Origin of the sequence: Acidovorax soli (assembly GCF_900107605.1) — a bacterium.
Classification (GTDB): domain Bacteria; phylum Pseudomonadota; class Gammaproteobacteria; order Burkholderiales; family Burkholderiaceae_C; genus Acidovorax; species Acidovorax soli.
Genome location: NZ_FNQJ01000004.1, coordinates 215,625 through 238,283, shown reverse-complemented (window position 1 = coordinate 238,283; position 22,659 = coordinate 215,625). Strand labels below are relative to the sequence as shown.

Here is a 22,659-nt window from a genome sequence, read left to right as displayed (position 1 = left end):
CAGTCTCATCAGCCAATAGTGTATCAAGGCGTCAGCTTTAGGGAAACGCACAGAATAAGTCTCATAAATTATTGTAATCGACAGGGTTCGCCGCCGCAGCCCGGAGAAATATCGCTGGCCCACCATGGGGTGCTGTTTCTGGATGAGATGCCGGAATTTCCCCGCGCCGCCCTGGAGGCCCTGCGCGAGCCGCTGGAAACCGGGCGCGTCACCATTGCACGGGCGGCACGGCGCGCAGAATTTCCGGCCAGCTTCCAATTGGTGGCGGCCATGAACCCGTGCCCCTGCGGTTTTCTGGGGTCGGCGCAGCGCGCCTGCCGCTGCACACCCGACCAGGTGGCACGCTACCAGGGCAAGCTCAGCGGCCCGCTGCTCGACCGCATCGACCTGCATGTGGAGGTGCCCGCCCTGCCCGCCAGCGACCTGCTGGACGCGCCGCCGGGTGAGGCCAGCGCCGCCGTGCGCGAGCGCGTGGTCCGCGCCCGCCAGGCCGCCATCACCCGCCAGGGCAAAACCAACCAGGCGCTGCAGGGTCAGGAAATCGACACCCACACCGCACTGGAGCCCGCCGCCACGCAGTTTCTGCAGACCGCTGCGGCGCGCCTGGGCTGGTCGGCCCGCAGCACGCACCGCACGCTGAAGGTGGCGCGCACCATTGCCGACCTGGCGGGCACCGCCAGCACCCAGGCGGCGCATGTGGCCGAGGCCGTGCAATACCGGCGCGTGCTGCGCGGGCCCGCGGGCTGATTCCTTGCAGCAACACCCTCACTGCATTGCTATGACAACTCACACACCCAGATACTGCCGCCGCACCGCCGGGTCGGCTACCAGCGCCGCCATGCTGCTGTGGTGGCGGATCTGGCCCTTTTCCAGCACATAGGCGCGGTCGGCCACCGCTTCGGCAAAGTGCAGGTTCTGCTCGGACAGCAGCACGCTCACGCCCTGGGCCTTGAGCTGGCGGATGGTGCGGGCCATCTGCTCGACGATCAGCGGCGCCACGCCTTCGGACGGCTCATCGAGCAGCACCAGCAGCGGCTGGCCCATGAGGGTGCGCGCCACGGTGAGCATCTGCTGCTCGCCGCCGCTCATGCGCCCGCCGGGCCGGTGGGGCATTTCGCCCAGGTTGGGAAACAGCGCAAACAGGCGCTCGGGCGTCCAGTGCGGCGCGGCGCTGCCGTCGGGCCAGTGGCGCGCGCCCTGGCGCCCCACCTCCAGGTTGTCGAGCACGCTCAGGTCGGTGAAGATGCGCCGGTCTTCGGGCACATAGCCGAGGCCCATGCGCGCCACCTGGTAGGGCGCGCTGCGCGCGATGTCGCGCCCCAGAAAGCGCAGCTGGCCACCAGGTTGAACGTGCCGGCGCACCTCCAGCCCCACGATGGCCTTGAGCGTGGTGGACTTACCGGCGCCGTTGCGCCCCATCAGCGCCACGACCTCGCCGCGCGCTACCTGCAGGTCCACGCCAAACAGCACCTGCGCGGCGCCATACCAGGCGGAAAGGCCCTGCACCTCCAGCAAGGGCGAGAGCACAGCGGCCGTCACGCCGGGCTCCCGGCCGCCGCTGCCTGGCCGAACATGCTGCCGCTGCCCAGGTACACCTCCTGCACCCGGGCGTTGTCGCGAATGGCCTGCGGGGAGCCCTCGGCCAGCAAGCGCCCGCGCGCCAGCACCATCACGCGGTCGGCGTGGGCAAACACCACATCCATGCTGTGCTCGGTGAACAACACGCCCATGGCGCGCTCGCGCGCGAGTTGCTGCGTGAGCGCCATCAGCGCCAGACGCTCGGCCGGCCCCATGCCGGCCGTGGGTTCGTCCATCAGCAGCAGCCGGGGCGCATGGGCCAGCGCCATGGCCAGTTCCACCCGCTTGACGTCGCCATAGGCCAGCGTGCTGCAGGGGCGCGCTGCCTGGGCCTGCATACCCACCTGCGCCAGCAGGGCCAGCGCATCGTCACGCCGGTGGTCCTGCGCGCGATGCCAGAACGAGAACAGGCGCCGGTCGGCCGACAGCAGGGCCATCTGCACGTTTTCCAGCACGGTGAGCGAGGCAAAGGTTTCGGCGATCTGGAAGGTGCGGCCCACGCCGTGGCGCCAGATGGCGCGCGGCGGCAGGCCGGCAATGTCCACGCCCGCCAACCGGATGCGGCCCGCATCGGGCCGCAGCTGGCCGCCCACCATGTTGAACGTGGTGGACTTGCCCGCGCCGTTGGGGCCGATCAGCGCCAGCATCTCACCCGGCGCCAGCGTGAAATCCACACCATCGACCGCGTGCACGCCGCCAAAGGCCTTGCGCAGGCCGGTCACCTGCAGCAGCGGGGGCGATGGGCTCATGGCGCGCTCCTGCGGCGGGCCTGCCAGCGCAGGGCCAGCTGCCGGGCAAAGCCCGCCAGCCCCTGCGGGAACATGAGCACCAGCGCCAGCATGGTGCCGCCCAGCACGGCGCGCCAGTAGTCGGTGTTGCGCGCCACGGTGTCGTGCAGCCAGGTGAAGGTGGCCGCGCCCACCCAGGGGCCCGCCAGCGTCTGCACGCCGCCCAGCAGCACCATCACCAGGCCGTCCACCGACTTGCCCACCGACAGGCTTTCGGGCGAAATGCTGCCCTTGGAAAACACATACAAGGCCCCGGCCAGGCCGGCCAGCACGCCGGCCAGCACAAACGCCGCCCACTGCAGGCGCCGCCCATCCATGCCGATGGCGTCCGCCCGCAGGGCCGAGTCGCGCACCGCGCGCAACGCATAGCCAAACGGCGCCAGCAGCACGCGCCGCAGCAGCAGCACACCCGCTGCCACCAAGGCCAGCGTCAGCAGGTAATAGGCCTGCTGGCTGGCCAGCCAGGGTGCGGGCCACACACCGGCCAGGCCGTTGCTGCCGCCGGTGACCGCATCCCACTGGTAGCACAACGCCCAGGTGATCTGTGCAAACGCCAGCGTGAGCATGGTGAGGTACACGCCCGACAGCCGCACACAGAACCAGCCATAGACCAGCGCCCCCATGCCCGCCGCCAGCGGTGCCAGCAGCAAGGCCAGCTCCATAGGCACCGCGGCCGATTGCACCAGCAGCGCCGCCGCATAGGCCCCCAGCCCGAAGTAGGCGGCATGGCCGAACGAGTGCATGCCCGCCGGCCCCATGAGGAAATGCAGGCTGGAGGCAAAGAGCACCGCCACCAGCAGGTCCACCAGCAGCACCGGCGCATAGGGCCAGGCACCCGCCAGCAGCGGCACCATGGCCAGCGCGGCCAGAAGGGCCCAGCCAGCCCATTGCACGCCCCGGCTGGCAGGGTGCAGCGGCGCCTCGGCCATGCCCGCCGCGCGCACCAGCGGCTGCGGCCGCCCCAGCAGACCCCAGGGCCGCCACACCAGCACCACGGCCATGACCAGGAACTCCACCACCAGCGTCATCTTGGACAGCGACAGGCTGATGCCCCCCACCTCCACCAGTCCGGCCCACACGCACACCGCCTTGAGCTCGGCAATCAGCAGCGCCGCCACGAATGCGCCGGGGATCGAGCCCATGCCGCCGACCACCACGACCACGAAGGCCGCGCCGATGGTGTTCAGGTCCATGTCGAGCTGGGCGGGCTCGCGTGGCAGCTGCAGCGCGCCCGCCAGGCCCGCCAGCAAGGCACCCAGCGCAAACACCCCCGTGAACAGCCAGGCCTGGTTGACGCCCAGGGCGCCCACCATGCCGCGGTCCTGCGTGGCCGCGCGCACCAGCGTGCCCCAGCGCGTGCGGTGCAGGCCCAGCCACAGCAGGCCCAGCACCAGCGGACCCACGGCCATCAGGAACAGGTCGTAGGTCGGAAACTGCCGCCCGAGAATGTCCACCGCCCCCTCCAGCCCTGGGGCGCGCGGCCCGAAAAGCTCTTCCGGGCCCCAGGCCCACAGCACGGCATCCTTGATCACCAGCACCAGCGCGAAGGTGGCCAGCAGCTGAAACAGCTCGGGCGCGCGGTAGATGCGGCGCAGCAGCACCACCTCCACCAGCGCCCCCAGGGCCGCCGTGGCCAGCGGGGCCAGCAGCAGGGCCGGCCAGAAACCGATCATGGCGCCCAGGCGTTCCACCAGCGAATAGGCCAGGTAGATGCCCAGCATGAAGAACGAACCGTGGGCGAAGTTGACGATGCGCATGACCCCGAAGATCAGCGACAGCCCCGCCGCCACCAGAAACAGCGACGAGGCCGAGGCCAGCCCGTTGAGCAACTGCACCAGCAGGCCGGAAAAACTCATGCGCACAAACCCGGGCGGTGCAGGGGCGTGGCCTGGTGCATGTCAGTTGGCTGCGCGCAGTTTCCGGACCTCGTCGGCCGATGGCTGAAAGCGCGCACCGTCGAGGTAGCGGAAATCCGCCATCACGCCCGCGCCATTTTGCAGGCGCGTACGGCCCACGAAGGTGCCCATGGTGGACTGGTGGTCTTCGGGCCGGTAGCGGATGGTGCCGAACGGCGACGCCACCTCCAGCCCCTTGAAGGCGGCGATCAGCTTTTCCGTATCGCTGCCGCCGGCCTTGCGCAAGCCCGCGGCCAGCGACTGGATGGCCGTGTAGCCCACCACCGAGCCCAGGCGGGGGTGGTCGTTGAAGCGCTCCTTGTAGGCTTTCAGAAATGCCTGGTGCTCGACGGTCTGGATGGCATACCAGGGATAGCCCGTGACGACCCAGCCCACCGGGGCCTCGCCCTTGAGCGGGTCCAGGTATTCAGGCTCGCCGGTCAGCAGGCTCACCACCTCGCGCCCCTTGAACAGGCCGCGGGTGTTGCCCTCGCGCACCAGCCGGGCCAGGTCGGCGGCGAACAGCACGTTGAAGATGGCGTCGGGCCTGGCATCGGCCAGGGCCTGCACCACGCTGCCGGCGTCCACCTTGCCCAGGGGCGGCGCCTGCTCGGCGACAAACTCCACGTCGGGCTGGGCGGCCTTGAGCAGCTTCTTGAAGGTGGCCGCCGCCGACTGGCCGTATTCATAGTTGGGATAGACGATGGCCCAGCGTTTTTTCTTCAGCGCCGCGGCCTCGGGCACGAGCATGGCCACCTGCATGTAGGTGGAAGCGCGCAGGCGGAAGGTGTAGCGGTTGCCGTTTTCCCAGACGATCTTGTCGGTCAGCGGCTCGGCCGCCAGGAAGAAAACCTTTTTCTGCCGCGCAAAGTCGGTCAGGGCCAGCCCCACATGCGACAGGAAGCTGCCCATGAGCACATCCACCTTTTCGCGCGCCAGCAGCTCGTCGGCGGCCCGCACGGCGTCGCCGGGGTTGCCGTTGTCGTCGCGCACCACCAGCTCCAGCTTGCGGCCCTGGATGCCGCCGGCGCCGTTGATCTCGGCCACGGCCAGCTCCATCCCCTTCTTGTAAGGGGCCAGGAAGGCGGGCTGGGCCTTGTAGCTGTTGATTTCACCGATCCGGATCGCGCCCTGCGCATGCACCGCACCGGCGGTACATGCCAGCCCGGCCACCAACAGGGCCCGACGGGCGACGGAGAAGCTGCGCATGGGGGTTCCTTTGTCCAACATCATGACGGTCGAAGACTCAAAATGTACCGCCCATCCCATTTGCCGGACAATGCACGGGTTTGCCCGCCAGTCCGGGGTGCCCGCCAGGCCTCGCCACGCCAGCACCGCCACCGCCCTGACAGGCTGAGACCGCCCCCCGTCGGGGCCTTGTTTTTTCATTCCTGCAAGAAAACCATGAGTGCATTTCTCGAAGAACGCGTTCTGACCGTTCACCACTGGACCGACCGGCTTTTCAGCTTCACCACCACCCGCGACCCGGCGCTGCGCTTTTCCAACGGGCACTTCACCATGATCGGCCTGAAGGTGAACGACAAGCCGCTGCTGCGTGCCTACAGCATCGTCAGCGCCAACTACGAAGAGCACCTGGAGTTCCTGAGCATCAAGGTGCCCGACGGCCCGCTGACCTCGCGCCTGCAGCACATCCAGGTGGGCGACACCATCGTGGTCGGCAAGAAGCCCACCGGCACCCTGCTGATCGACTACCTGCTGCCGGCCAAGCGCCTGTACATGCTGTCCACCGGCACGGGCCTGGCGCCGTTCATGAGCGTGATCCGCGACCCGGAAACCTATGAGAAGTTCGAAGAGGTGGTCCTGGTGCACGGCGTGCGCCAGGTGGCCGAGCTGGCCTACCACGACTACATCACCCAGGAGCTGCCCCAGCACGAGTTCCTGGGCGAGCTGGTGAGCAAGCAGCTCAAGTACTACCCCACGGTGACGCGCGAGCCGTTTCGCAACCAGGGCCGCATCAACGATCTGATCGAAAGCGGCAAGCTGTTCACCGACCTCGGCATCCCGGCGCTGAACCCGCTGGAAGACCGCGTGATGCTGTGCGGCAGCCCCGAAATGCTGGCCTCGCTCAAGCACATCCTGGAGCACCGCGATTTCGAGGAAGGCAACACCACCAAGCCCGGCGACTTCGTGATCGAGCGCGCCTTCGTCGAGAAATAAGCCCGCTGCAAGTCGGCAGGCAGCGCTGGTCTGGTGCCCAACGCACCGTCAGGCTTTAGAGCCTGTTCGCGATCTCCCAGGGGTCGCGCAGCGGTCTTTGCGCGATGGGATGCAAGGCGCGGTGTGCAGTGGATAGCCCGGCTATCCACAAGCGCCGCAACGCCGCAGACCGCCCGCGAAGACCGCTGCCCGAAGGGTTGGAGCGAAATCGGGCGCTTGGACGCCCCGGCCGCTTGCATGGGCACGAGCCCATGCGGCGCACCCGAAGCATCCACTCATCCCGATTGCGCTCCAACGCGATCCCCTGCGAGATCGTGAACAGGCTCTTAGACCAGCTCGAACCCATTGCCTTGCAAGCGCACCGGCGCGCCTTCGGGCACGGGCTGCGAGCGGGTGAAGCGTCGCACCGAGCCATCGTCCATGCGCACGCGCACCTCGTACACCGTCTGGGTGCGCGTGCGCTGCTCTACCGTGTGGCCCACGTAGCCACCGCCCACGGCGCCCAGCACCGTGGCGGCCGTGCGGCCGGAGCCCTTGCCCACCTGGTTGCCCAGCACGCCGCCCAGCACACCGCCGGCGACCGCGCCCAGGCCCGTGGCGGGAGCGGCCTGCTGCACCGCCTGCACGGATTCGATGCGACCGCACACCGTGCACACCGGGGCCAGGGCGACTTCCTGGCGCGCAGGGGTTTCGCCATACCGCGCGGGCTGGGGCGCCTGCGGGTGGACTCGGGCCGCGGCGCGTTGCCCGATGGGTGCTGCAGGCACCTGATTTGCTACATATGCAGGAGCTATTGGCGCTTTCTGGTCCAGCGCTACAGGTCTTTTTTCCTCAATGATCTCGTTGTCTGGCGTGCGCGTCGCAGGCGCCACCCTGGCCGCGCCTTCGGCCACCGCGTCCGGGCGCTGCTGCGCCACCAGCGTTGCGCCCAGCGCCAGCACACACAGGCCCAGGGCGACAATGGCGGCCCACAGCCATTTCAGGGGTACGCCACCGGGGGTTGCGGCCAAAGGGGCCTGGGGAGCAGCGGAAGTGGTGGGTTGCATGTTTTTGCCTTTCTCAACAGATCGAATACAGCCTCTGCGACAGCGCTCGCAGGTCTGCCCTGAAGTTACACACTGCACCGGCAGGAATGGATGCCAGCCCTGTAAGCGGGGGTAAGAGCCTTCAGCAATTTCTCATTGCCGCGCGGGGGAACCCAGCGCCTCTTCACAGGCGCGCGCACGGCCGGCAGACAACCGCAGCGCCGCCAGTGCGGGCCGGCAAGGGTTCAGGCCATTCATGCCGGCAAGGTTACCCAGGCGCTGCCCGCTTGCCCATCGGACAAACGGTGCAATCCGGGTAGTCCGGCTCCCACAGCCTTACACTCGGCCTGCCTTTGGACAGGCAAGAAGACAGGACACCATTTATGCAGATTCGCTGCGCACTGGTCGGCATGCCCGGCTCGGGCAAATCCACCGTCGGCCGGCAGCTGGCCCACCGGGCCGGGGTGCCCTTCATCGACCTGGACCACCGACTGGAGCGGACCATCGGCACCACCATCCGCCACTTCTTCGAGGTGGAGGGCGAAGCGCGATTTCGCGACCTCGAATCGCAGCTGCTGGCCGAGGTGGCGCAGCAGCCCGGCGGCCTGGTGCTATCCACCGGCGGCGGCGCCGTGCTGCGCCCCGAAAACCGCGAGGTGCTGCGCCAGTTTGGCAACGTGCTGTATTTGCGCGCATCGCCCGAAGAAATCTACAAGCGCGTCAAGCACGACAAGACACGCCCGCTGCTGCAGGGCGGCAACCCCCTGGAGAAGTTGCGCGAACTCCATGCCCAGCGCGACCCCCTGTACCGCGAAACCGCGCACTACGTGATCGAGACGGGGCGCCCCTCGGTGAGCACCCTGGTCAACATGGTGATGATGCAGTTGGAGATGGCGCCAGGCGCCGCCGCTGCGCTCCCGGCTGCGCAGGCCTGACGGAGATTGGCTGCACCCACGCTGGCAAGACACACCGGGTGTCGGCCGCCGCGCTTTCTTCGTTGCCGGCATGCGCAGCCAACCGGTACCCCGCAGACAAACACAGGGCCCCCATGTGGGGCCTTGCTGATTTCAGGGCCCTTTGGCAGTGAACGTTTGATGCAAAAACGCCAGCAGCTCGTTATTTCATCGCATCACAAATTCGGGGCCAGCAGCCTTGCCAGCGCCGCCTCGTCCATGCCCCGGCGCTCGGCCATGTCGTGCAGCTGGTCTTCGCCGATCTTGCCCACGTTGAAGTACACGGCATCGGGGTGGCCGATGTAGAAGCCGCTCACGCTGGCGGCGGGCATCATGGCCAGGCTTTCGGTCAGGGTCATGCCGATCTCTTCGGCGTTGAGCACGCGGAACAGATCGGTCTTGGCGCTGTGGTCGGGGCAGGCGGGGTAACCGGGTGCGGGGCGGATGCCGTGGTACTTCTCGGCAATCATGTCCTCGTTGCTCAGCGCCTCATCGCTGGCATAGCCCCACAGGTCGGTGCGCACGCGCTGGTGCAGGCATTCGGCAAAGGCCTCGGCCAGGCGGTCGGCCAGGCTCTTGAACAGGATGGCCGAGTAGTCGTCCAGCGCGTCGATGAAGGCCTTTTCCTTCTTCTCGATCCCGAGGCCCGCCGTCACCGCGAACAGGCCCGCGTAGTCGGCAATGCCGCTGCTCTTGGGCGCCACGAAGTCGGCCAGGCAGCGGCTGGGCCGGGTCACGCCGTCGATCACATGCTTTTCGGTCTGCTGGCGCAGGCCGTACCAGGTCATGGCGACTTCGGTGCGGGTGTCGTCGGTGTAGAACTCGATGTCGTCGTCGTTCACGCTGTTGGCGGGCAGCAGGGCCATCACGCCGCTGGCTGTAAGCCAGCGGCCTTCGATGATTTTCTTGAGCATGGCCTGGCCGTCGGCAAACACGCGCGCGGCTTCCACGCCCACCACCTCGTCCGTCAGGATGGCGGGGTACGGGCCAGCCAGGTCCCAGGTCTGGAAGAACGGGCCCCAATCGATGTATTTCGCCAGTTCGGCCAGGTCGAAGTTCTGGAACACCCGGCGGCCCAGGGCACGCGGCACGGCGGGCTGCCAGGCCTGCCAGGCCATGGGCGTCTTGTTGGCGCGGGCCTTGGGCAGGGGCCACAGCGGCACCTGCTTCTTGTTGGCGTGCTGGGTGCGCACCTTGTCATAGTCGGCGTTGATTTCCTGCACATAGCTCTCGACGCCGTCACCGAGCAGGCTTTGCGCCACGCTCACGCTGCGCGAGGCGTCGGGCACATAGACCACGGGGCCCTCGTAGTGCGGCGCGATCTTGACGGCCGTGTGCACGCGCGAACAGGTAGCGCCGCCGATCAGCAGCGGGATTTTCTTGATGCGGAAATGCTCGTCCTTCTGCATCTCGCCAGCCACGTACTGCATTTCTTCGAGGCTGGGCGTGATCAGGCCCGACAGGCCCACGATGTCCGCGCCCTCGACCTTGGCGCGCGCCAGGATCTCGTGGCAGGGCACCATCACGCCCATGTTCACCACCTCGAAGTTGTTGCACTGCAGGACCACGGTGACGATGTTCTTGCCGATGTCGTGCACATCGCCCTTCACCGTGGCGATGACGATCTTGCCCTTGCTGCGCACGTCGCGCCCGGCCAGTTCATCCTGGCGCTTTTCTTCCTCGATGTAGGGGATGAGGTGGGCTACCGCGAGCTTCATCACGCGGGCGCTTTTCACCACCTGGGGCAGGAACATCTTGCCGGCACCGAACAGGTCGCCCACGATGTTCATGCCGTCCATCAGCGGGCCTTCGATCACATGCAGCGGGCGCCCGCCCCGGGCCAGGATCTGCTGGTAGGCCTCTTCGGTGTCTTCGGTGATGAAGTCGGTGATGCCATGCACCAGCGCGTGGCTCAGGCGCTCGCCCACGGTCTTCGGATGCTCGGGCGTGCCGCGCCATTCGAGCTTCCTGCTCTCGTCCTTGGCGCCGCTCTTGGCGGTCTCGGCAATCTCGACCAGGCGTTCGCCGGCATCAGGGCGGCGGTTGAGCACCACATCTTCCACGCGCTCGCGCAGGGTGGGTTCCAGGTCGTCATAGACGCCCACCATGCCCGCGTTGACGATGCCCATGTCCATGCCGGCCTTGATGGCGTGGTACAGGAACACGGTGTGGATGGCTTCGCGCACCGGGTCGTTGCCGCGGAAGCTGAAGCTCACGTTGGACACGCCACCCGACACCTTGGCGCCGGGCAGGTGCTGCTTGATCCAGCGCGTGGCCTCGATGAAATCGACCGCGTAGTTGTTGTGCTCTTCGATGCCGGTGGCCACGGCGAAGATGTTGGGGTCGAAGATGATGTCTTCGGGCGCAAAGCCCACTTCGTCCACCAGGATGCGGTAGGCGCGCTCGCAGATCTCGATCTTGCGCGCATAGGTGTCGGCCTGGCCCTGCTCGTCGAAGGCCATGACCACGGCAGCGGCGCCGTAGCGCTTCACAAGGCGCGCCTCGTGCTTGAACTTCTCCACGCCCTCTTTCATGCTGATCGAGTTCACGATGCCCTTGCCCTGGATGCAGCGCAACCCGGCCTCGATCACCTCCCACTTGGAGCTGTCCACCATGATGGGCACGCGCGCGATGTCGGGCTCGGACGCGATCAGCTGCAGAAAGCGCACCATGGCAGCCTTGCTGTCGAGCATGGCCTCGTCCATGTTGATGTCGATGACCTGGGCGCCGTTTTCCACCTGCTGGCGCGCCACGGCCAGGGCCTCTTCGTACTGGCCGTTCAGGATCATGCGGGCAAACGCCTTGGAGCCCGTGACGTTGGTACGCTCGCCGATGTTGACGAACAGCGTGCCCTCGCCGATGGAGACGGGCTCCAGGCCGGACAGCTTCATGGGAGAAATGGGAGGCATATGGGTGTGGCTCATCACTAACGATCTAATGGGATGAGCGTCGTTGCATCGCAGCGCGCTGGCAAGCCTCGCGACCCGGGCCGCTGCAACGCTCCTTGCCAGCGCAAACCCGTGATTTTACGAAACCAACCAAGGCATGGACATTTGCCACAATCACCACCAATGACTATTGCCCCCATCCTGCGCGGACCAGCAGAACCGGACCTGCTGCGCGACGAAGTCCTGGCAGACGTTTTTGAAGCCACGGCCACCCGCACCCCGTCCACCATGGCGCTGATTTTTGGCGAGCGCCAGGTCACCTATGGCGAGCTGAACACGCTGGCCGACATGGCCGCGCACCGCCTGATCGAGGCGGGCGTGCGGCCCGGCAACATGGTGGGCCTGTGGCTGCCACGCGGCATCGAATTGCTGGTGCTGCAGCTGGCCATCGCCAAGACGGGTGCGGCCTGGCTGCCGTTTGATGCCGATACGCCGCCCGAGCGCATCGCCACCTGCCTGGCAGACGCCAGCGCTGTTGCGCTATTGATTGCAGAGCAACAGAGCCATGCCATTGCTGCGCACGGTGGCATTTCGTGCCCGGCGTACACGGAACAAACGCTGCTGGCAGCCCTGCCCGCGCTGCAGCATGGCACTGCGCTGCGCCGCCGCGAGGGCGCGCGGCCCAGCCACACGGCGTACGTGATCTACACCAGCGGCTCCACCGGCAAGCCCAAGGGCATTGCCATCACCCAGCGCAGCATTTGCCACTTTCTGCGCAGCGAAAACACGCGCCTGGGGGTCCGCGAAGGCGACCTGGTGTACCAGGGCTTCTCCGTGGCGTTCGACATGTCGTTCGAGGAGATATGGATCAGCTACCTGGTGGGCGCCACGCTGTGGATCGCCCCCCGGGAGGTTGCAAGCGACCCCGAGGCGCTGCCGCGTGCGCTCCGGGACAACGGCGTCACCGTGCTGCACGCCGTGCCCACGCTGCTGGCGCTGTTTGCGCACGACGTGGCCAGCCTGCGCACCATCAACCTGGGCGGCGAGATGTGCCCGCAATCGCTGGTCGAGCGCTGGGCTGCGCCGGGGCGACAGGTGTTCAACACCTACGGCCCCACCGAAGCGACGGTTTCCGCGAGCCTGGCGGAACTCCGACGCGGCGAGCCCGTGACGATCGGCCAGGCGCTGCCCAACTACGGGTTGATGGTCATCGAGGTGATCGACCCGGACAGCGTGGTGGACGGCCAGCTGCCGCCGCTCAAGATCCTGCCGTTTGGCGAGACGGGGGAGCTGTGCATCACCGGCCCCGGTGTGGCCGCCGGCTACCTGGGGCGCCCCGATCTGACGGCCGAAAAATTCCTGCCCAATCCCTGGGCCACGGGCGAGCATGACCAGCGCCTGTACCGCACGGGCGACCTGGCGCGCGTGGAAAACGGCCAGATGCAATGCCTGGGCCGCGCCGACGACCAGGTGAAGATTCGCGGCTTTCGCGTGGAGCTGGGCGAAATCGAAGCGGTGCTGGCACAACAGCCCGGCGTCGGGACCACGGCGGTGCTGCTGCGGCGCGACGATGGCCTGGACCAGTTGGTCGCTTTTTACGTGCCCTCGGGCGAGCCGCCCACCCCATCGGCACTGCGCCACGGTCTGGCCGAGAAACTGCCACCCTACATGGTGCCGGGGCGCTTCGAGGCGCTGCCGGCCATGCCGCGCCTGCCCTCCGGCAAGATCGACCGCAAAGCCCTCAAGGCCCAGCCGCTGGCCGCCGCCGCTTCTGACGAAGGCGGGGACACCCCGGAAACCCCGGCCGAAGAAGCCCTGTTCGCGGCCATCGCCACACTGTTCCCTGGCCAACCGGTGCGCCGCGGCATGGACTTTTTCAATGACCTGGGCGGTCATTCGCTGCTGGCGGCACGCCTGACCTCCGCGCTGCGCGCCGACGCGCGCTTCGGCCAGGCCACGGTGCGCGACATCTACCAGCACCGCCGCATCGGCGCCATCGCCCAGGCGCTGCAAATGGGCATGACGGCCCCCGGCGCGACACCTGAGCGCCCCTTCACCACGCACAGCCCATGGCGGCGCTGGCGCTGCGGCATCGCGCAAGCCCTGGCGCTGCCGCCGCTCATCACGCTGAAGATGGCCCAGTGGCTCGCGCCCTTCTTCATGTACCACTTCTACACGGGCGATCCCAGCGACTCGATTGCGCTTGCCATCGCCATGTCGCTGTTGGCTTTTGTCCTGGCCACGCTGGCCGAGTTTGCGGTGGCCTGGGCGGGCAAATGGCTGATTGCCGGGCGGCTCAAGCCCGGACGCTATCCGCTGTGGGGCCTGACCTACTACCGCTGGTGGTTGACCGACAGGCTGCTGGAGGGAATTCCCGTTTACATGCTCAACGGCTCATCGCTCTACGCGGCGTGGCTGCGCGCTCTGGGCGCAAAGATTGGCCCGGAGGTCAACCTGGGTGCGCTCACCGTGCGCGCACCCGAACTGCTGTCGATTGGCGCGGGTACGAGCATCGGCAACGCCGTGAACCTGGAGAACGCCCGCGTTGAAGGCGGCTGGCTGCTGCTCGGAAGCATTGACATTGGCGCAAACGCCTGCATCGGCTCTTACTCGGTGGTGGAAGGCAATGTGCGCATCGAGGACTATGCCCATGTCGATGGCCAGTCGGCCCTGGCCAGCGGCACCACCGTGCCTGCGGCACGTATCTGGAGCGGCTCCCCGGCGCGTGACCGGGGAGCGTTCGACGCTGGCCAACAAGCGCCACGCCCACCCGTGAGCGGCCAGCGCCTGGCGTGGGAGTCGGCTGCCTTCGCGCTCGGCTCACTGTTTGTCGCCGTCGTCTTCTTTTTTCCGGTCTTCCCCACTTTCTTGCTGATCGACTGGCTGGACGTGGACGCCATCTCCGTGCGCCCCCTGCTGGAGACGGGCACCATTGACGCCACCACCGCCTTTGTGCTGCGCTTCATCAAGTTCTTTGCCCTGTCGCTGCCTGCCACCGTGGTGCTCATCACCGCCACCGCGCTGATTTCTGCCGGCATCCGCTGGGCCTTTTTGCCCAGCATGAAGGCCGGTACCTGGCCAGTGCACAGCAACCGTTACCTCGCCAAATGGCTAGTGAACCAGATTCAGGAGTCCAGCCTTGCGGTGCTGCACGGCATTTACGCCACCGTGTATTCGGCCACCTGGTACCGACTGCTGGGCGCCAAGGTGGGCAAGGAAACCGAACTCTCCACCGCCTTGGGCCTGGTGCCCGACATGCTCACGCTGGGCGATGAATGCTTTATTGCCGACGCGGTGATGCTGGGCGACGAACACATTGACGGCGGCTGGATGACGGTGCAGCCCACCACCGTGTCGCGCCGCAGCTTTATCGGCAACGGTGCCTATGTGCCCGACGGCACCACCATCCCTGAAAACGTGCTGATCGGCGTGATGAGCGGCGTGCCGCGCAGCGCACAAATGGCCAGCGGCGACACCTGGCTGGGCTCGCCCCCCCTGCTGCTGCCCGCGCGCGAAAGCACGCAGGGCTACCCGGAGCACCTCACCTTCCGCCCCTCCCGCTGGCGCAAGACCGGACGCGGCGCGGTGGAGGCGCTGCGCATTGCCTCTCCCCACGCGCTGGTGATTGCCGCTGGCTACGCCATCGTGCTCGACGCCATGCCGCTGGCGGAAGAGGGCCAGTGGAACCTACTGGCGCTGGAACTGGCGGTTGCCGGACTGCTCTTTGGCGTGGGCACCTTCTTGGCGGTGGCACTGTTCAAGTGGATGTTGCTGGGGCGCTACCGCAAGCGCAACACGCCCATGTGGACGCCGTTCGTGTGGCTTTCGGAAGCAGCCACCAACATGTACGAAGGCATTGCCGTCCCCAACTTCCTGCGCTACCTGCGTGGCACGCCCTGGCTGCCCTTGGCGCTCAACCTGCTGGGCACGCGCATTGCCACCAGCGCCTACATCGACACCACCGACATGACGGAATTCGATTGCGTGCAGATCGGCGCACACAGCGAACTGAACGCGCTGTGCTGCCCGCAAACGCACTTGTTTGAAGACCGCGTCATGAAGATCGACGACGTGGTGATCGGTGCCAAAGTGACCTGCGGCCCGCGCTGTACCGTGCTCTACAGCGCCACGCTGGCCGACGGCGTGCAGCTGGGCCCGCTCACGCTGGTGATGAAGGGCGAGAGCCTGCCGGCACACAGTATGTGGCATGGCAGCCCCGCCGCACCATGGAAACACGCCGCCTGACGCCCACGCCCTGCGCCATCGCGCTCTGGCAAGCGCCCGGCGCGCCCCGCGTCTGGGCCCTGCCCACGCCACCCGGCGCCCCGCGCGAGACGGTGCGGGCCCTGGCCCGGACGGCGCTGGCCGATCTGCTGGGCGTCACCACCCTCACCAACCAGCGCGGCGAGCCCCCCCGGGCCCCCGCGCGGCCCGACCTGCACCTGAGCCTGTCGCACGCCGATGGCCTGAGCCTGCTGGCCTGCCACGGCGCGCCCGTGGGTGTGGACGTGCAAGCACTGCCCGTGCAGGCCGACGCCGCCACCGCTGCACTTTTCCTGGGGCCCAATTGGCTTCCAACGCGATCAAATCAGGCGCAAGAAGCCCACATTTCAATAGCTTTTGCTACCGCCTGGACGCAGCACGAGGCGCGCCTGAAATGCGCCCGCGAACCCTTGGTCGAATGGAGCGAAGCGCTGGCCGCGCGGCTGGCGCACTACCGTTGCGCACCACTGCACGGCGCCGCACTGCGCGGCTGGTGTGCCGCGCTGGCGTGGCAAGACTCGGGTACGGTTCAAAGTCTTTGAAGGGATCTCTCTGGATGACTAGCGGGACGAGCCCCTCTCCCCCCGCAGCCCCGGCAGTGACAGACAAGAAGGTTTTCAGACGGCCCAAAGCTTGACGACACTGTGACCGTCAAAAATCCGGGGGCTACGGCAACGCTGCTTGGTGCAGCGCGGGCGCTACCGGTTCACAGGCCCGTCAGCGCGTCCAACTCCTGGCCTGCACTGGGGGTATCGCAGGCCTGGCACCAATCGACGAAGAGCATCACGTCCACATAGCTTTCACCGCGTTCTACCTTGGAGACGAAGGATTGCCCCACCCCCAGCCGCTCGGCCAACTGCACCTGCGAAAGCCCGGCTTTCTTGCGCAACGCAACCAGCCCCTCCCGAAGGGCCTGGTAACGCGGGTGATAGACAGTGATCGGCACCCTTGCATGCTTTACCCCGAAGTGGAATAGTCCATTTACGACTAATTAAGTTACAGTTCGTAACGAGGTGGGGCATAGTGCCTTGCCCACAAAGCAGAAAAGAGAGCAGCGATGACAATGAAGTTTCGACTTGCAGGGTATTCAGTATTGGCTGCAGCCACACTCCTGGCCGCCTGCGGGGGCGGGGGCAGCGACGACGCATCCACCCCTGCTCCGCCGCCAGCAGTAACCAGCATGGAGGGGTTCTGGACCGGCAAATCGGCCGCCGGTTTTGATGTTGCCTTGGCTGTGCTGGAGAACGGGGACACTTGGGGTGTTGTCACCAGCAACGGCATTCTCTACAGCGCGCTACAGGGCAAAACCACGTCTTCAGGTGGCACGTTGACAGGCACTGGCAGGGAATTCAGCCTCAGTTCGGGCATGGTGGCATCGGCCACCTACAGCGGCACCTACACAGCCAAGACCCGTACCGATGTGCGCTTGTCCAGCGGCAACTCGTTCACGGGCGCCTACTCGGCAGCCTACGACCAGCCCGCCTCTCTTGCAGCCCTGGCGGGCACCTATGCGGGTTCCGGTGTAGGTACGGGCGCTGGGGCGCAGTCGATGGCGGTCACCATCTCCGCCTCGGGTGCCATCAGCGTTCCGCCATCGCTGGGGTGCAGCGCCAGCGGCTCGGCCGCACCCCGGGCCAGCGGCAAGAACATCTTTGATCTGCGCATCACCTTCACAGGAGCGACTTGCACCCTGGGCGACGGTGCCACCGCTTCCGGAGTGGCCTATTACGAGGGCGGAGCGCTGATCGCCATGGGGCTGTTGCCATCGCAAACCGCCGGCTTCATCTTCGCCGGCCGTAAGTAAACGGCCACGCCCCTGCGTGGGCCAACGTGAAAAGAGCTGCCAGCGCTGGCAGCTCTTTTTTACATAGCGCCTGTTACGCGCCCACGTGCTGCGAATTCACCGAACCTTGCGCCGACGCCGGCAGCCCAAACACCCGGTCAAACCCCCAGTTGAAGACAAAGGTATAGCAAAGAAAGAAAACGATGAGCGCCAGGTCCATCACGAAGGCCTGCCACAGGCTCACGTTGAACCACCAGGCAAACAGCGGCACCAGCGTGAACACCAGGCCGCCCTCGAAGCCGATGGCATGGGCGATGCGGCGGCGCACGCTGCGCCCGCGCACGGCCTGGCGCGATTCCCAGCGCTCGAACGCCCAGTTGAACAGCAGGTTCCAGACCACCGCCACCGCCGAGGCGGCCGCCGATGCCACGCTGGAATGCGCGGCGCTCTGGCCCGTGAGCACTGCCAGCCCCCAGGTTGCCACGGCAATGGCGATGAGTTCGTACAAAGTCACATACAGCACGCGGCGGCGCACGCCTTGCAAGCCGGGGGCGGCGGGGTGCGGGGAAACGGACAGGGTCACGGGGGCATGCACGGTCATGGCGGCACTTTATGTGCGGATTGCTGATATATAAAGTCAGCTTGTTTCAGGTTTATTGACAGGTTGGCAGGCCATGGCCTTTTCTTCCGACAGCGTGCAGGTGTTTCTGGCGGTGCTCGACCGGGGCTCGTTTTCGGCGGCGGCGCGGGCGCTGTCGCGGGTGCCCTCGGCCGTGAGCATGACCATCGCCCACCTGGAGGCCGAGCTGAATGTGCAGCTGTTCGACCGCAGCGGGCGCGAGCCCCGCCCCACAGCGGCGGCCCGCGCGCTGGAGCCGCAGGCGCGGCTGCTGGCCGCGCAGCTGCGCCAGCTCAATGCCCAGGCACTGGCACTCACACAGGGCCTGGAGGAGCGCCTTACCCTGGCCATCGCCCCCGAGCTGCTGGCGGCGCGCTGGACGGCGCCGCTGGCCGCGCTGGCGCAGCAATATCCGCTGCTGCAGGTGGAGGTGCTGGCCGCACCGCAGGAGGATGCCCTGGCGCTGCTGCACAGCGGGCGGGCGCAGCTGGCGCTGGCGTTCGAGCGCCCCAGCATCGACGGGCGCGAGGGCTTTCAGGAAGTGGGCAGCGAAACCCTGGTGGCCGTGATGGCGCGCCAGCACCCGGTGCTGGCCGCCGCGCGGGCGGCCGCAGCCGCCCGCGGCGAGACGCCCGAGCGCGCCCAGCTGCGCGAGGAACACCTCACCACCACGCGCCAGATCGTGGTGGCCAGCCGCGACCTGGCGCAGACCGACCCGCGCTTCGTGTTTGCCCGCCACCACTGGCGCACGGACAGCCACCTGGCTGCGCTGGGCCTGATCGAGGCGGGCCTGGGCTGGGGCTGGCAGCCACGCGCGCTGGTGCAGCCGCGCATCGCGGCCGGCTCGCTGGTGGAGATGCCGTTTGAAAACCTCAGCAACGGCGTGGCGCTGTGGGTGGATGTGGTCTGGTCCAAAGAGCGCCCGCTGGGCCTGGGCGCGCGGCGCTTTGTGCAGCTGATCGCACAGCAGGGTGCATCGGGCGTGCAAGCCTGATTGACAGTTCAAAAAGACTGTGGCGCTGACCCAGAAAGCGCCAGAAGCTATTCATTGCATAGCAATGCCTCTGTGCGCTGAAAGCGTGCATTGACCGGCCCGGCGCATTGCGCCAAGCTGGCTGCCCCACTCCTCAGAAAAACAACCATGAACAACTCCCCCTTTCAAACCAAAGACAAAGCCCTGGCCAAGCGCTGGGCCGCCTGGCAACCCAAGCCGGCCAATGGCAACGGCCCCAAACCGCTCTCGCTGAAGGATTACGACCCTGACGCCACGCCATTCATGGACAGCGAGAAGGCGCAGGCCAAGGAAGCCGTGCAGGCTCTGGCGATCGAACTCGACACGCTGCAAGACCTGCTGTATGCCGACCGGCGCTACAAGCTGCTGGTGCTGCTGCAGGGCACCGATGCCTCGGGCAAGGACGGCACCGTGCGCGGCGTGTTTGGCAGCATGAGCGCCCTGGGGGTGCACGCCGTGGGCTGGAAGGCGCCCACCGAGCCCGAGCGCGCCCACGACTACCTGTGGCGCATCCACCAGCAGGTGCCGGGCGCAGGCGAGCTGACGGTGTTCAACCGCAGCCACTATGAAGACGTGCTGGTGCCGGTGGTCAACGGCTGGATCACGCCCGCGCAGCAGCGCCAGCGCCTGGACCACATCAACGACTTCGAACGCATGCTCAGCGAGACCGGCACGGTCATTGTGAAGTTCATGCTGCACATCGGCTTCGAGGAACAGCGCGAGCGACTGCAGGAGCGCCTGGACGATCCCACCAAGCACTGGAAATTCGACATGGGCGACATCGCCGTGCGCAAGCAGTGGGCCGACTACCAGAAGGCCTACGAAACACTGCTGGCGGCCACGCACACCCCCTGGGCGCCCTGGACCATCGTGCCCGCCAACTCCAAGACACACCGCAACCTGATGATCGCCACCGTGCTGCGCGAGGTGCTGCAGAACCTGGACCTGCGCTATCCGCCGGGCGACCCGGGGCTGGAGCATTTCACGGTGGAATGATTGATTTTCATGCATTCATGGCTATATTTACCGTCTGTTAAGCGTTTTCAGCTGCTTTGAAGTGCGCCAAAAGAGACAGCACCGGACACGGGAAACATTATGCAAACGGCGCATAACCCCGTGACGCACCGGCCTTGGACAGCCCGACGCCGCAGGCATAAGCTTCATCCCCTTGAACTGATCCCACAAGGAACCCGCCATGTCGAATACCACCGGAACGCCCGGCAGCATTGCCACCGCACACACCCTGCCGTCGTACCTCGACGCCAGCCACCTCGGCCCCTGGGGCAACTACCTGCAGCAGGTGGACCGCGTCACCCCCTACCTGGGCAGCCTGGCGCGCTGGGTGGAAACGCTCAAGCGCCCCAAGCGCATCCTGATCGTGGACGTGCCGATTGAAATGGACAACGGCGCCATCGCCCACTTCGAGGGCTACCGCGTGCAGCACAACACCAGCCGCGGCCCGGGCAAGGGCGGCGTGCGCTTCCACCAGGACGTGACCCTGTCGGAGGTGATGGCGCTGTCGGCCTGGATGTCGGTCAAGAACGCAGCGGTGAACGTGCCCTACGGTGGCGCCAAGGGCGGCATCCGGGTCGATCCCAGGAAACTTTCGATGGGCGAGCTCGAACGCCTCACGCGCCGCTACACGAGCGAGATCGGCATCATCATCGGCCCGTCCAAGGACATTCCCGCGCCCGACGTGAACACCAACGGCCAGATCATGGCCTGGATGATGGACACGTATTCGATGAACGTCGGCGAAACCGCCACCGGCGTGGTCACCGGCAAACCCGTGGACCTGGGCGGCTCGCTCGGGCGCAATGAGGCCACCGGCCGCGGCGTGTACACCGTGGGCGTGGAGGCGGCGCACCATATCGGCCTGAAGATCGAGGGCGCGCGGCTGGCCGTGCAGGGGTTTGGCAACGTGGGCGGCACGGCCGCCAGGCTGTTTGCCGAGGCCGGCGCGCACGTGGTGGCCGTGCAGGACCATACCGGCAGCCTCTACCGCGACGGGGGCCTGGACGTACCCGCCCTGCTCGCGCATGTGAAGGAAACCGGCGGCGTGGGCGGCTTCGCCGGCGCGGACCGGCTCGACAACGATGCATTCTGGGGCGTGGACTGCGACATCCTGATCCCGGCGGCGCTGGAAACCCAGATCACCGCCACCAACGCCGGCAAGATCCAGGCGCGCCTGGTGATTGAAGGCGCCAACGGCCCCACCACCCCCGAGGCCGACGACATCCTCCACGACAAGGGCGTGCTGGTGCTGCCCGACGTGATCGCCAACGCCGGCGGCGTGACGGTGAGCTATTTCGAATGGGTACAGGACTTTTCCAGCTTCTTCTGGAGCGAGGACGAGATCAACGCACGCCTGGTACGCATCATGAAAGATGCCTTCGCCGGCATCTGGCAGGTGGCGCAGGAGCACAAGGTGAGCCTGCGCACCGCCACCTTCATCGTCGCCTGCACACGCATCCTGCATGCGCGCGAGATGCGCGGGCTGTACCCCTGAAGATTGCGGCGCTTGCCAGGAAGGGCGGCCCATTGCGGGCCGCCCTTTTTTTCTGCCCGCACCGGGCCATTGCTTTGCGCGCGCGAAAGCGGGGCTTTGCCAATGGCAAAGCCATTCGCTCCCAAACCCTAGGTGCGGATCGCGGTGGGCATGGCTATCGTTGGACTCCTGCGCCACAGACCTCGCCGAGGCCAAGGCGCGCCCCAAGGAGTCCCCATGATTTTTCGACGCTGCATGCTGGCCGCCCTGGCCGCCCTGCCTCTGGCCGCCTGGGCCGACTGGCCCGAACGCCCCATCACCATGGTCGTGCCGGCCGCAGCCGGTGGCACCACCGACATCGCGGCGCGCGTGCTGGCCGAGAAGATGGGCAAGGACCTGGGCACCTCCATCGTGGTGGAGAACAAGGGCGGTGGCGGCGGCAGCATCGGCACCGCGCAGGTGGCGCGCGCCAAGCCCGACGGCTACACGCTGCTGATGGGCAACATCGGCCCCATTGCCATCAATTTCAGCCTCTACAAGCAGCTCAGCTACAAGGAAAGCGACCTGCGCGGCATCACCAACGTGATCTCGGTGCCCAACATCCTGGTGGTCCATGCCGACTCGCCCGTGCGCAGCGTGAAGGAGCTGGTCAGCCTGGCGAAGACACGCCGGCTGAACGTGTCTACTTCGGGCGTGGGCCAGTCGCCCCACATGTCCTCCGAGATGTTCCGCCAGAAGGCGGGCATCGACGTGACCCTGGTGCCCTTCCCCGGCGCGGCGCCGGCCGTGACGGCGCTGCTGGGCCAGCAGGTGGACTTCATGATCGACAACCTGCCCAGCTCCATGCCGCACATCAAGTCAGGCAAGTTCCGCGCGCTGGCCATCACCAGCGGCACGCGCTCGGCGCAGCTGCCCGATGTGCCCACCATGACCGAGGCCGGCGTGCCCATGCAGGTCACGGCCTGGTTCGGCCTGCTGGCGCCGGCCGGCACGCCCGACGCGCTGGTCGAGCGCCTGCAGCAGTCGGCGCGCAAGGTCATGCAGACGCCCGAGGTGCGCCAGCGCTTTGCCGATCTGGGCGGAGTGCCCGGCGGCGAGACGCCGGCCGAGTACGACACCTTCATCGCCCAGGAGCGCAAGAGCTGGGCGCAGATCGTCAAGGCCGCCGGCCTCTCGCTCGAATAGCCAT

Annotated in this window: 17 protein-coding genes, 1 pseudogene and 1 riboswitch; of the genes and pseudogenes, 10 read left to right on the top strand and 8 right to left on the bottom strand. The window is 67.0% G+C overall.

What is annotated here, in order from left to right:
• Nucleotides 1-21: 21 nt before the first annotated feature.
• Nucleotides 22-747 (top strand): annotated as a pseudogene (locus tag BLW02_RS05685) (ATP-binding protein); the annotation flags it as partial.
• Nucleotides 748-786: 39 nt separating this feature from the next.
• Here the strand turns inward: BLW02_RS05685 and BLW02_RS05680 are convergent.
• The 4 genes from BLW02_RS05680 to BLW02_RS05665 are packed head-to-tail and all read right to left on the bottom strand — an operon-like array spanning nt 787 to nt 5,470.
• Complete coding sequence (locus BLW02_RS05680) at nt 787-1,539, bottom strand: ABC transporter ATP-binding protein (RefSeq protein WP_244273622.1); 753 nt, start codon at nt 1,537-1,539, stop codon at nt 787-789.
• Complete coding sequence (locus BLW02_RS05675) at nt 1,536-2,327, bottom strand: ABC transporter ATP-binding protein (RefSeq protein ID WP_092697394.1); 792 nt, start codon at nt 2,325-2,327, stop codon at nt 1,536-1,538. Before BLW02_RS05675 ends, BLW02_RS05680 begins: the two co-directional genes overlap by 4 nt.
• Entirely contained in the window at nt 2,324-4,222 is a 1,899-nt protein-coding gene (locus BLW02_RS05670) for an ABC transporter permease (protein WP_092697393.1), read from the bottom strand. The genes BLW02_RS05675 and BLW02_RS05670 overlap by 4 nt, the downstream gene beginning before the upstream one ends.
• Before the next feature lie 42 nt (nt 4,223-4,264).
• A complete protein-coding gene (locus BLW02_RS05665) occupies nt 4,265-5,470 on the bottom strand; it encodes an ABC transporter substrate-binding protein (protein ID WP_092697424.1) in 1,206 nt (401 codons plus the stop codon).
• A gap of 195 nt (nt 5,471-5,665) precedes the next feature.
• Between BLW02_RS05665 and BLW02_RS05660 the strand changes: the two genes are divergently transcribed.
• A complete protein-coding gene (locus tag BLW02_RS05660; RefSeq protein WP_092697392.1) occupies nt 5,666-6,439 on the top strand; it encodes a ferredoxin--NADP reductase in 774 nt (257 codons plus the stop codon).
• A gap of 326 nt (nt 6,440-6,765) precedes the next feature.
• On the opposite strand, the gene BLW02_RS05655 is transcribed toward BLW02_RS05660, so the two are convergent.
• A complete protein-coding gene (locus tag BLW02_RS05655) occupies nt 6,766-7,485 on the bottom strand; it encodes an outer membrane lipoprotein (RefSeq protein WP_092697391.1) in 720 nt (239 codons plus the stop codon).
• A 362-nt stretch (nt 7,486-7,847) separates the two neighbouring features.
• Here BLW02_RS05655 and BLW02_RS05650 point away from each other — a divergent pair, with 362 nt between their 5' ends.
• Nucleotides 7,848-8,399 (top strand): shikimate kinase, encoded by a 552-nt coding sequence (locus BLW02_RS05650; protein WP_092697390.1) that lies wholly within the window; start codon nt 7,848-7,850, stop codon nt 8,397-8,399.
• Nucleotides 8,400-8,593: 194 nt separating this feature from the next.
• Here the strand turns inward: BLW02_RS05650 and metH are convergent, their stop codons facing one another.
• On the bottom strand, nt 8,594-11,308 hold the full coding sequence (gene metH / locus BLW02_RS05645; protein WP_425285646.1) for a methionine synthase: 2,715 nt from the start codon (nt 11,306-11,308) through the stop codon (nt 8,594-8,596).
• 46 nt (nt 11,309-11,354) lie between these two features.
• A riboswitch (S-adenosyl-L-homocysteine riboswitch) is annotated at nt 11,355-11,429 on the bottom strand.
• Nucleotides 11,430-11,488: 59 nt separating this feature from the next.
• Between metH and BLW02_RS05640 the strand changes: the two genes are divergently transcribed.
• Entirely contained in the window at nt 11,489-15,550 is a 4,062-nt protein-coding gene (locus BLW02_RS05640) for a Pls/PosA family non-ribosomal peptide synthetase (protein ID WP_092697388.1), read from the top strand.
• The gene (locus BLW02_RS05635; RefSeq protein WP_092697387.1) at nt 15,532-16,110 is read left to right on the top strand and encodes a 4'-phosphopantetheinyl transferase family protein; all 579 of its coding nucleotides are present in this window, start codon (nt 15,532-15,534) and stop codon (nt 16,108-16,110) included. The genes BLW02_RS05640 and BLW02_RS05635 overlap by 19 nt, the downstream gene beginning before the upstream one ends.
• Nucleotides 16,111-16,274: 164 nt before the next feature.
• On the opposite strand, the gene BLW02_RS05630 is transcribed toward BLW02_RS05635, so the two are convergent.
• Nucleotides 16,275-16,514 (bottom strand): helix-turn-helix domain-containing protein, encoded by a 240-nt coding sequence (locus tag BLW02_RS05630; RefSeq protein WP_092697386.1) that lies wholly within the window; start codon nt 16,512-16,514, stop codon nt 16,275-16,277.
• Nucleotides 16,515-16,625: 111 nt separating this feature from the next.
• Here BLW02_RS05630 and BLW02_RS05625 point away from each other — a divergent pair, with 111 nt between their 5' ends.
• Nucleotides 16,626-17,372, top strand: coding sequence for a hypothetical protein (locus BLW02_RS05625; RefSeq protein WP_139285331.1), 747 nt, complete (start codon nt 16,626-16,628; stop codon nt 17,370-17,372).
• Nucleotides 17,373-17,445: 73 nt separating this feature from the next.
• Here BLW02_RS05625 and BLW02_RS05620 read toward each other — a convergent pair whose 3' ends face one another.
• Nucleotides 17,446-17,895, bottom strand: coding sequence for a PACE efflux transporter (locus tag BLW02_RS05620; protein ID WP_139285334.1), 450 nt, complete (start codon nt 17,893-17,895; stop codon nt 17,446-17,448).
• Between the two features lie 130 nt (nt 17,896-18,025).
• Here BLW02_RS05620 and BLW02_RS05615 point away from each other — a divergent pair, with 130 nt between their 5' ends.
• From BLW02_RS05615 to BLW02_RS05600, 4 genes are all read left to right on the top strand, one after another.
• Nucleotides 18,026-18,964: a LysR family transcriptional regulator gene (locus BLW02_RS05615; protein ID WP_092697383.1), complete on the top strand. Its 939-nt coding sequence runs from the start codon at nt 18,026-18,028 to the stop codon at nt 18,962-18,964.
• Nucleotides 18,965-19,111: 147 nt separating this feature from the next.
• Entirely contained in the window at nt 19,112-19,978 is an 867-nt protein-coding gene (locus BLW02_RS05610) for a PPK2 family polyphosphate kinase (RefSeq protein WP_092697382.1), read from the top strand.
• Between the two features lie 199 nt (nt 19,979-20,177).
• Nucleotides 20,178-21,491 (top strand): Glu/Leu/Phe/Val family dehydrogenase, encoded by a 1,314-nt coding sequence (locus BLW02_RS05605; RefSeq protein ID WP_092697381.1) that lies wholly within the window; start codon nt 20,178-20,180, stop codon nt 21,489-21,491.
• Nucleotides 21,492-21,707: 216 nt separating this feature from the next.
• Nucleotides 21,708-22,655: a Bug family tripartite tricarboxylate transporter substrate binding protein gene (locus tag BLW02_RS05600; protein ID WP_092697380.1), complete on the top strand. Its 948-nt coding sequence runs from the start codon at nt 21,708-21,710 to the stop codon at nt 22,653-22,655.
• Nucleotides 22,656-22,659: the final 4 nt, after the last annotated feature.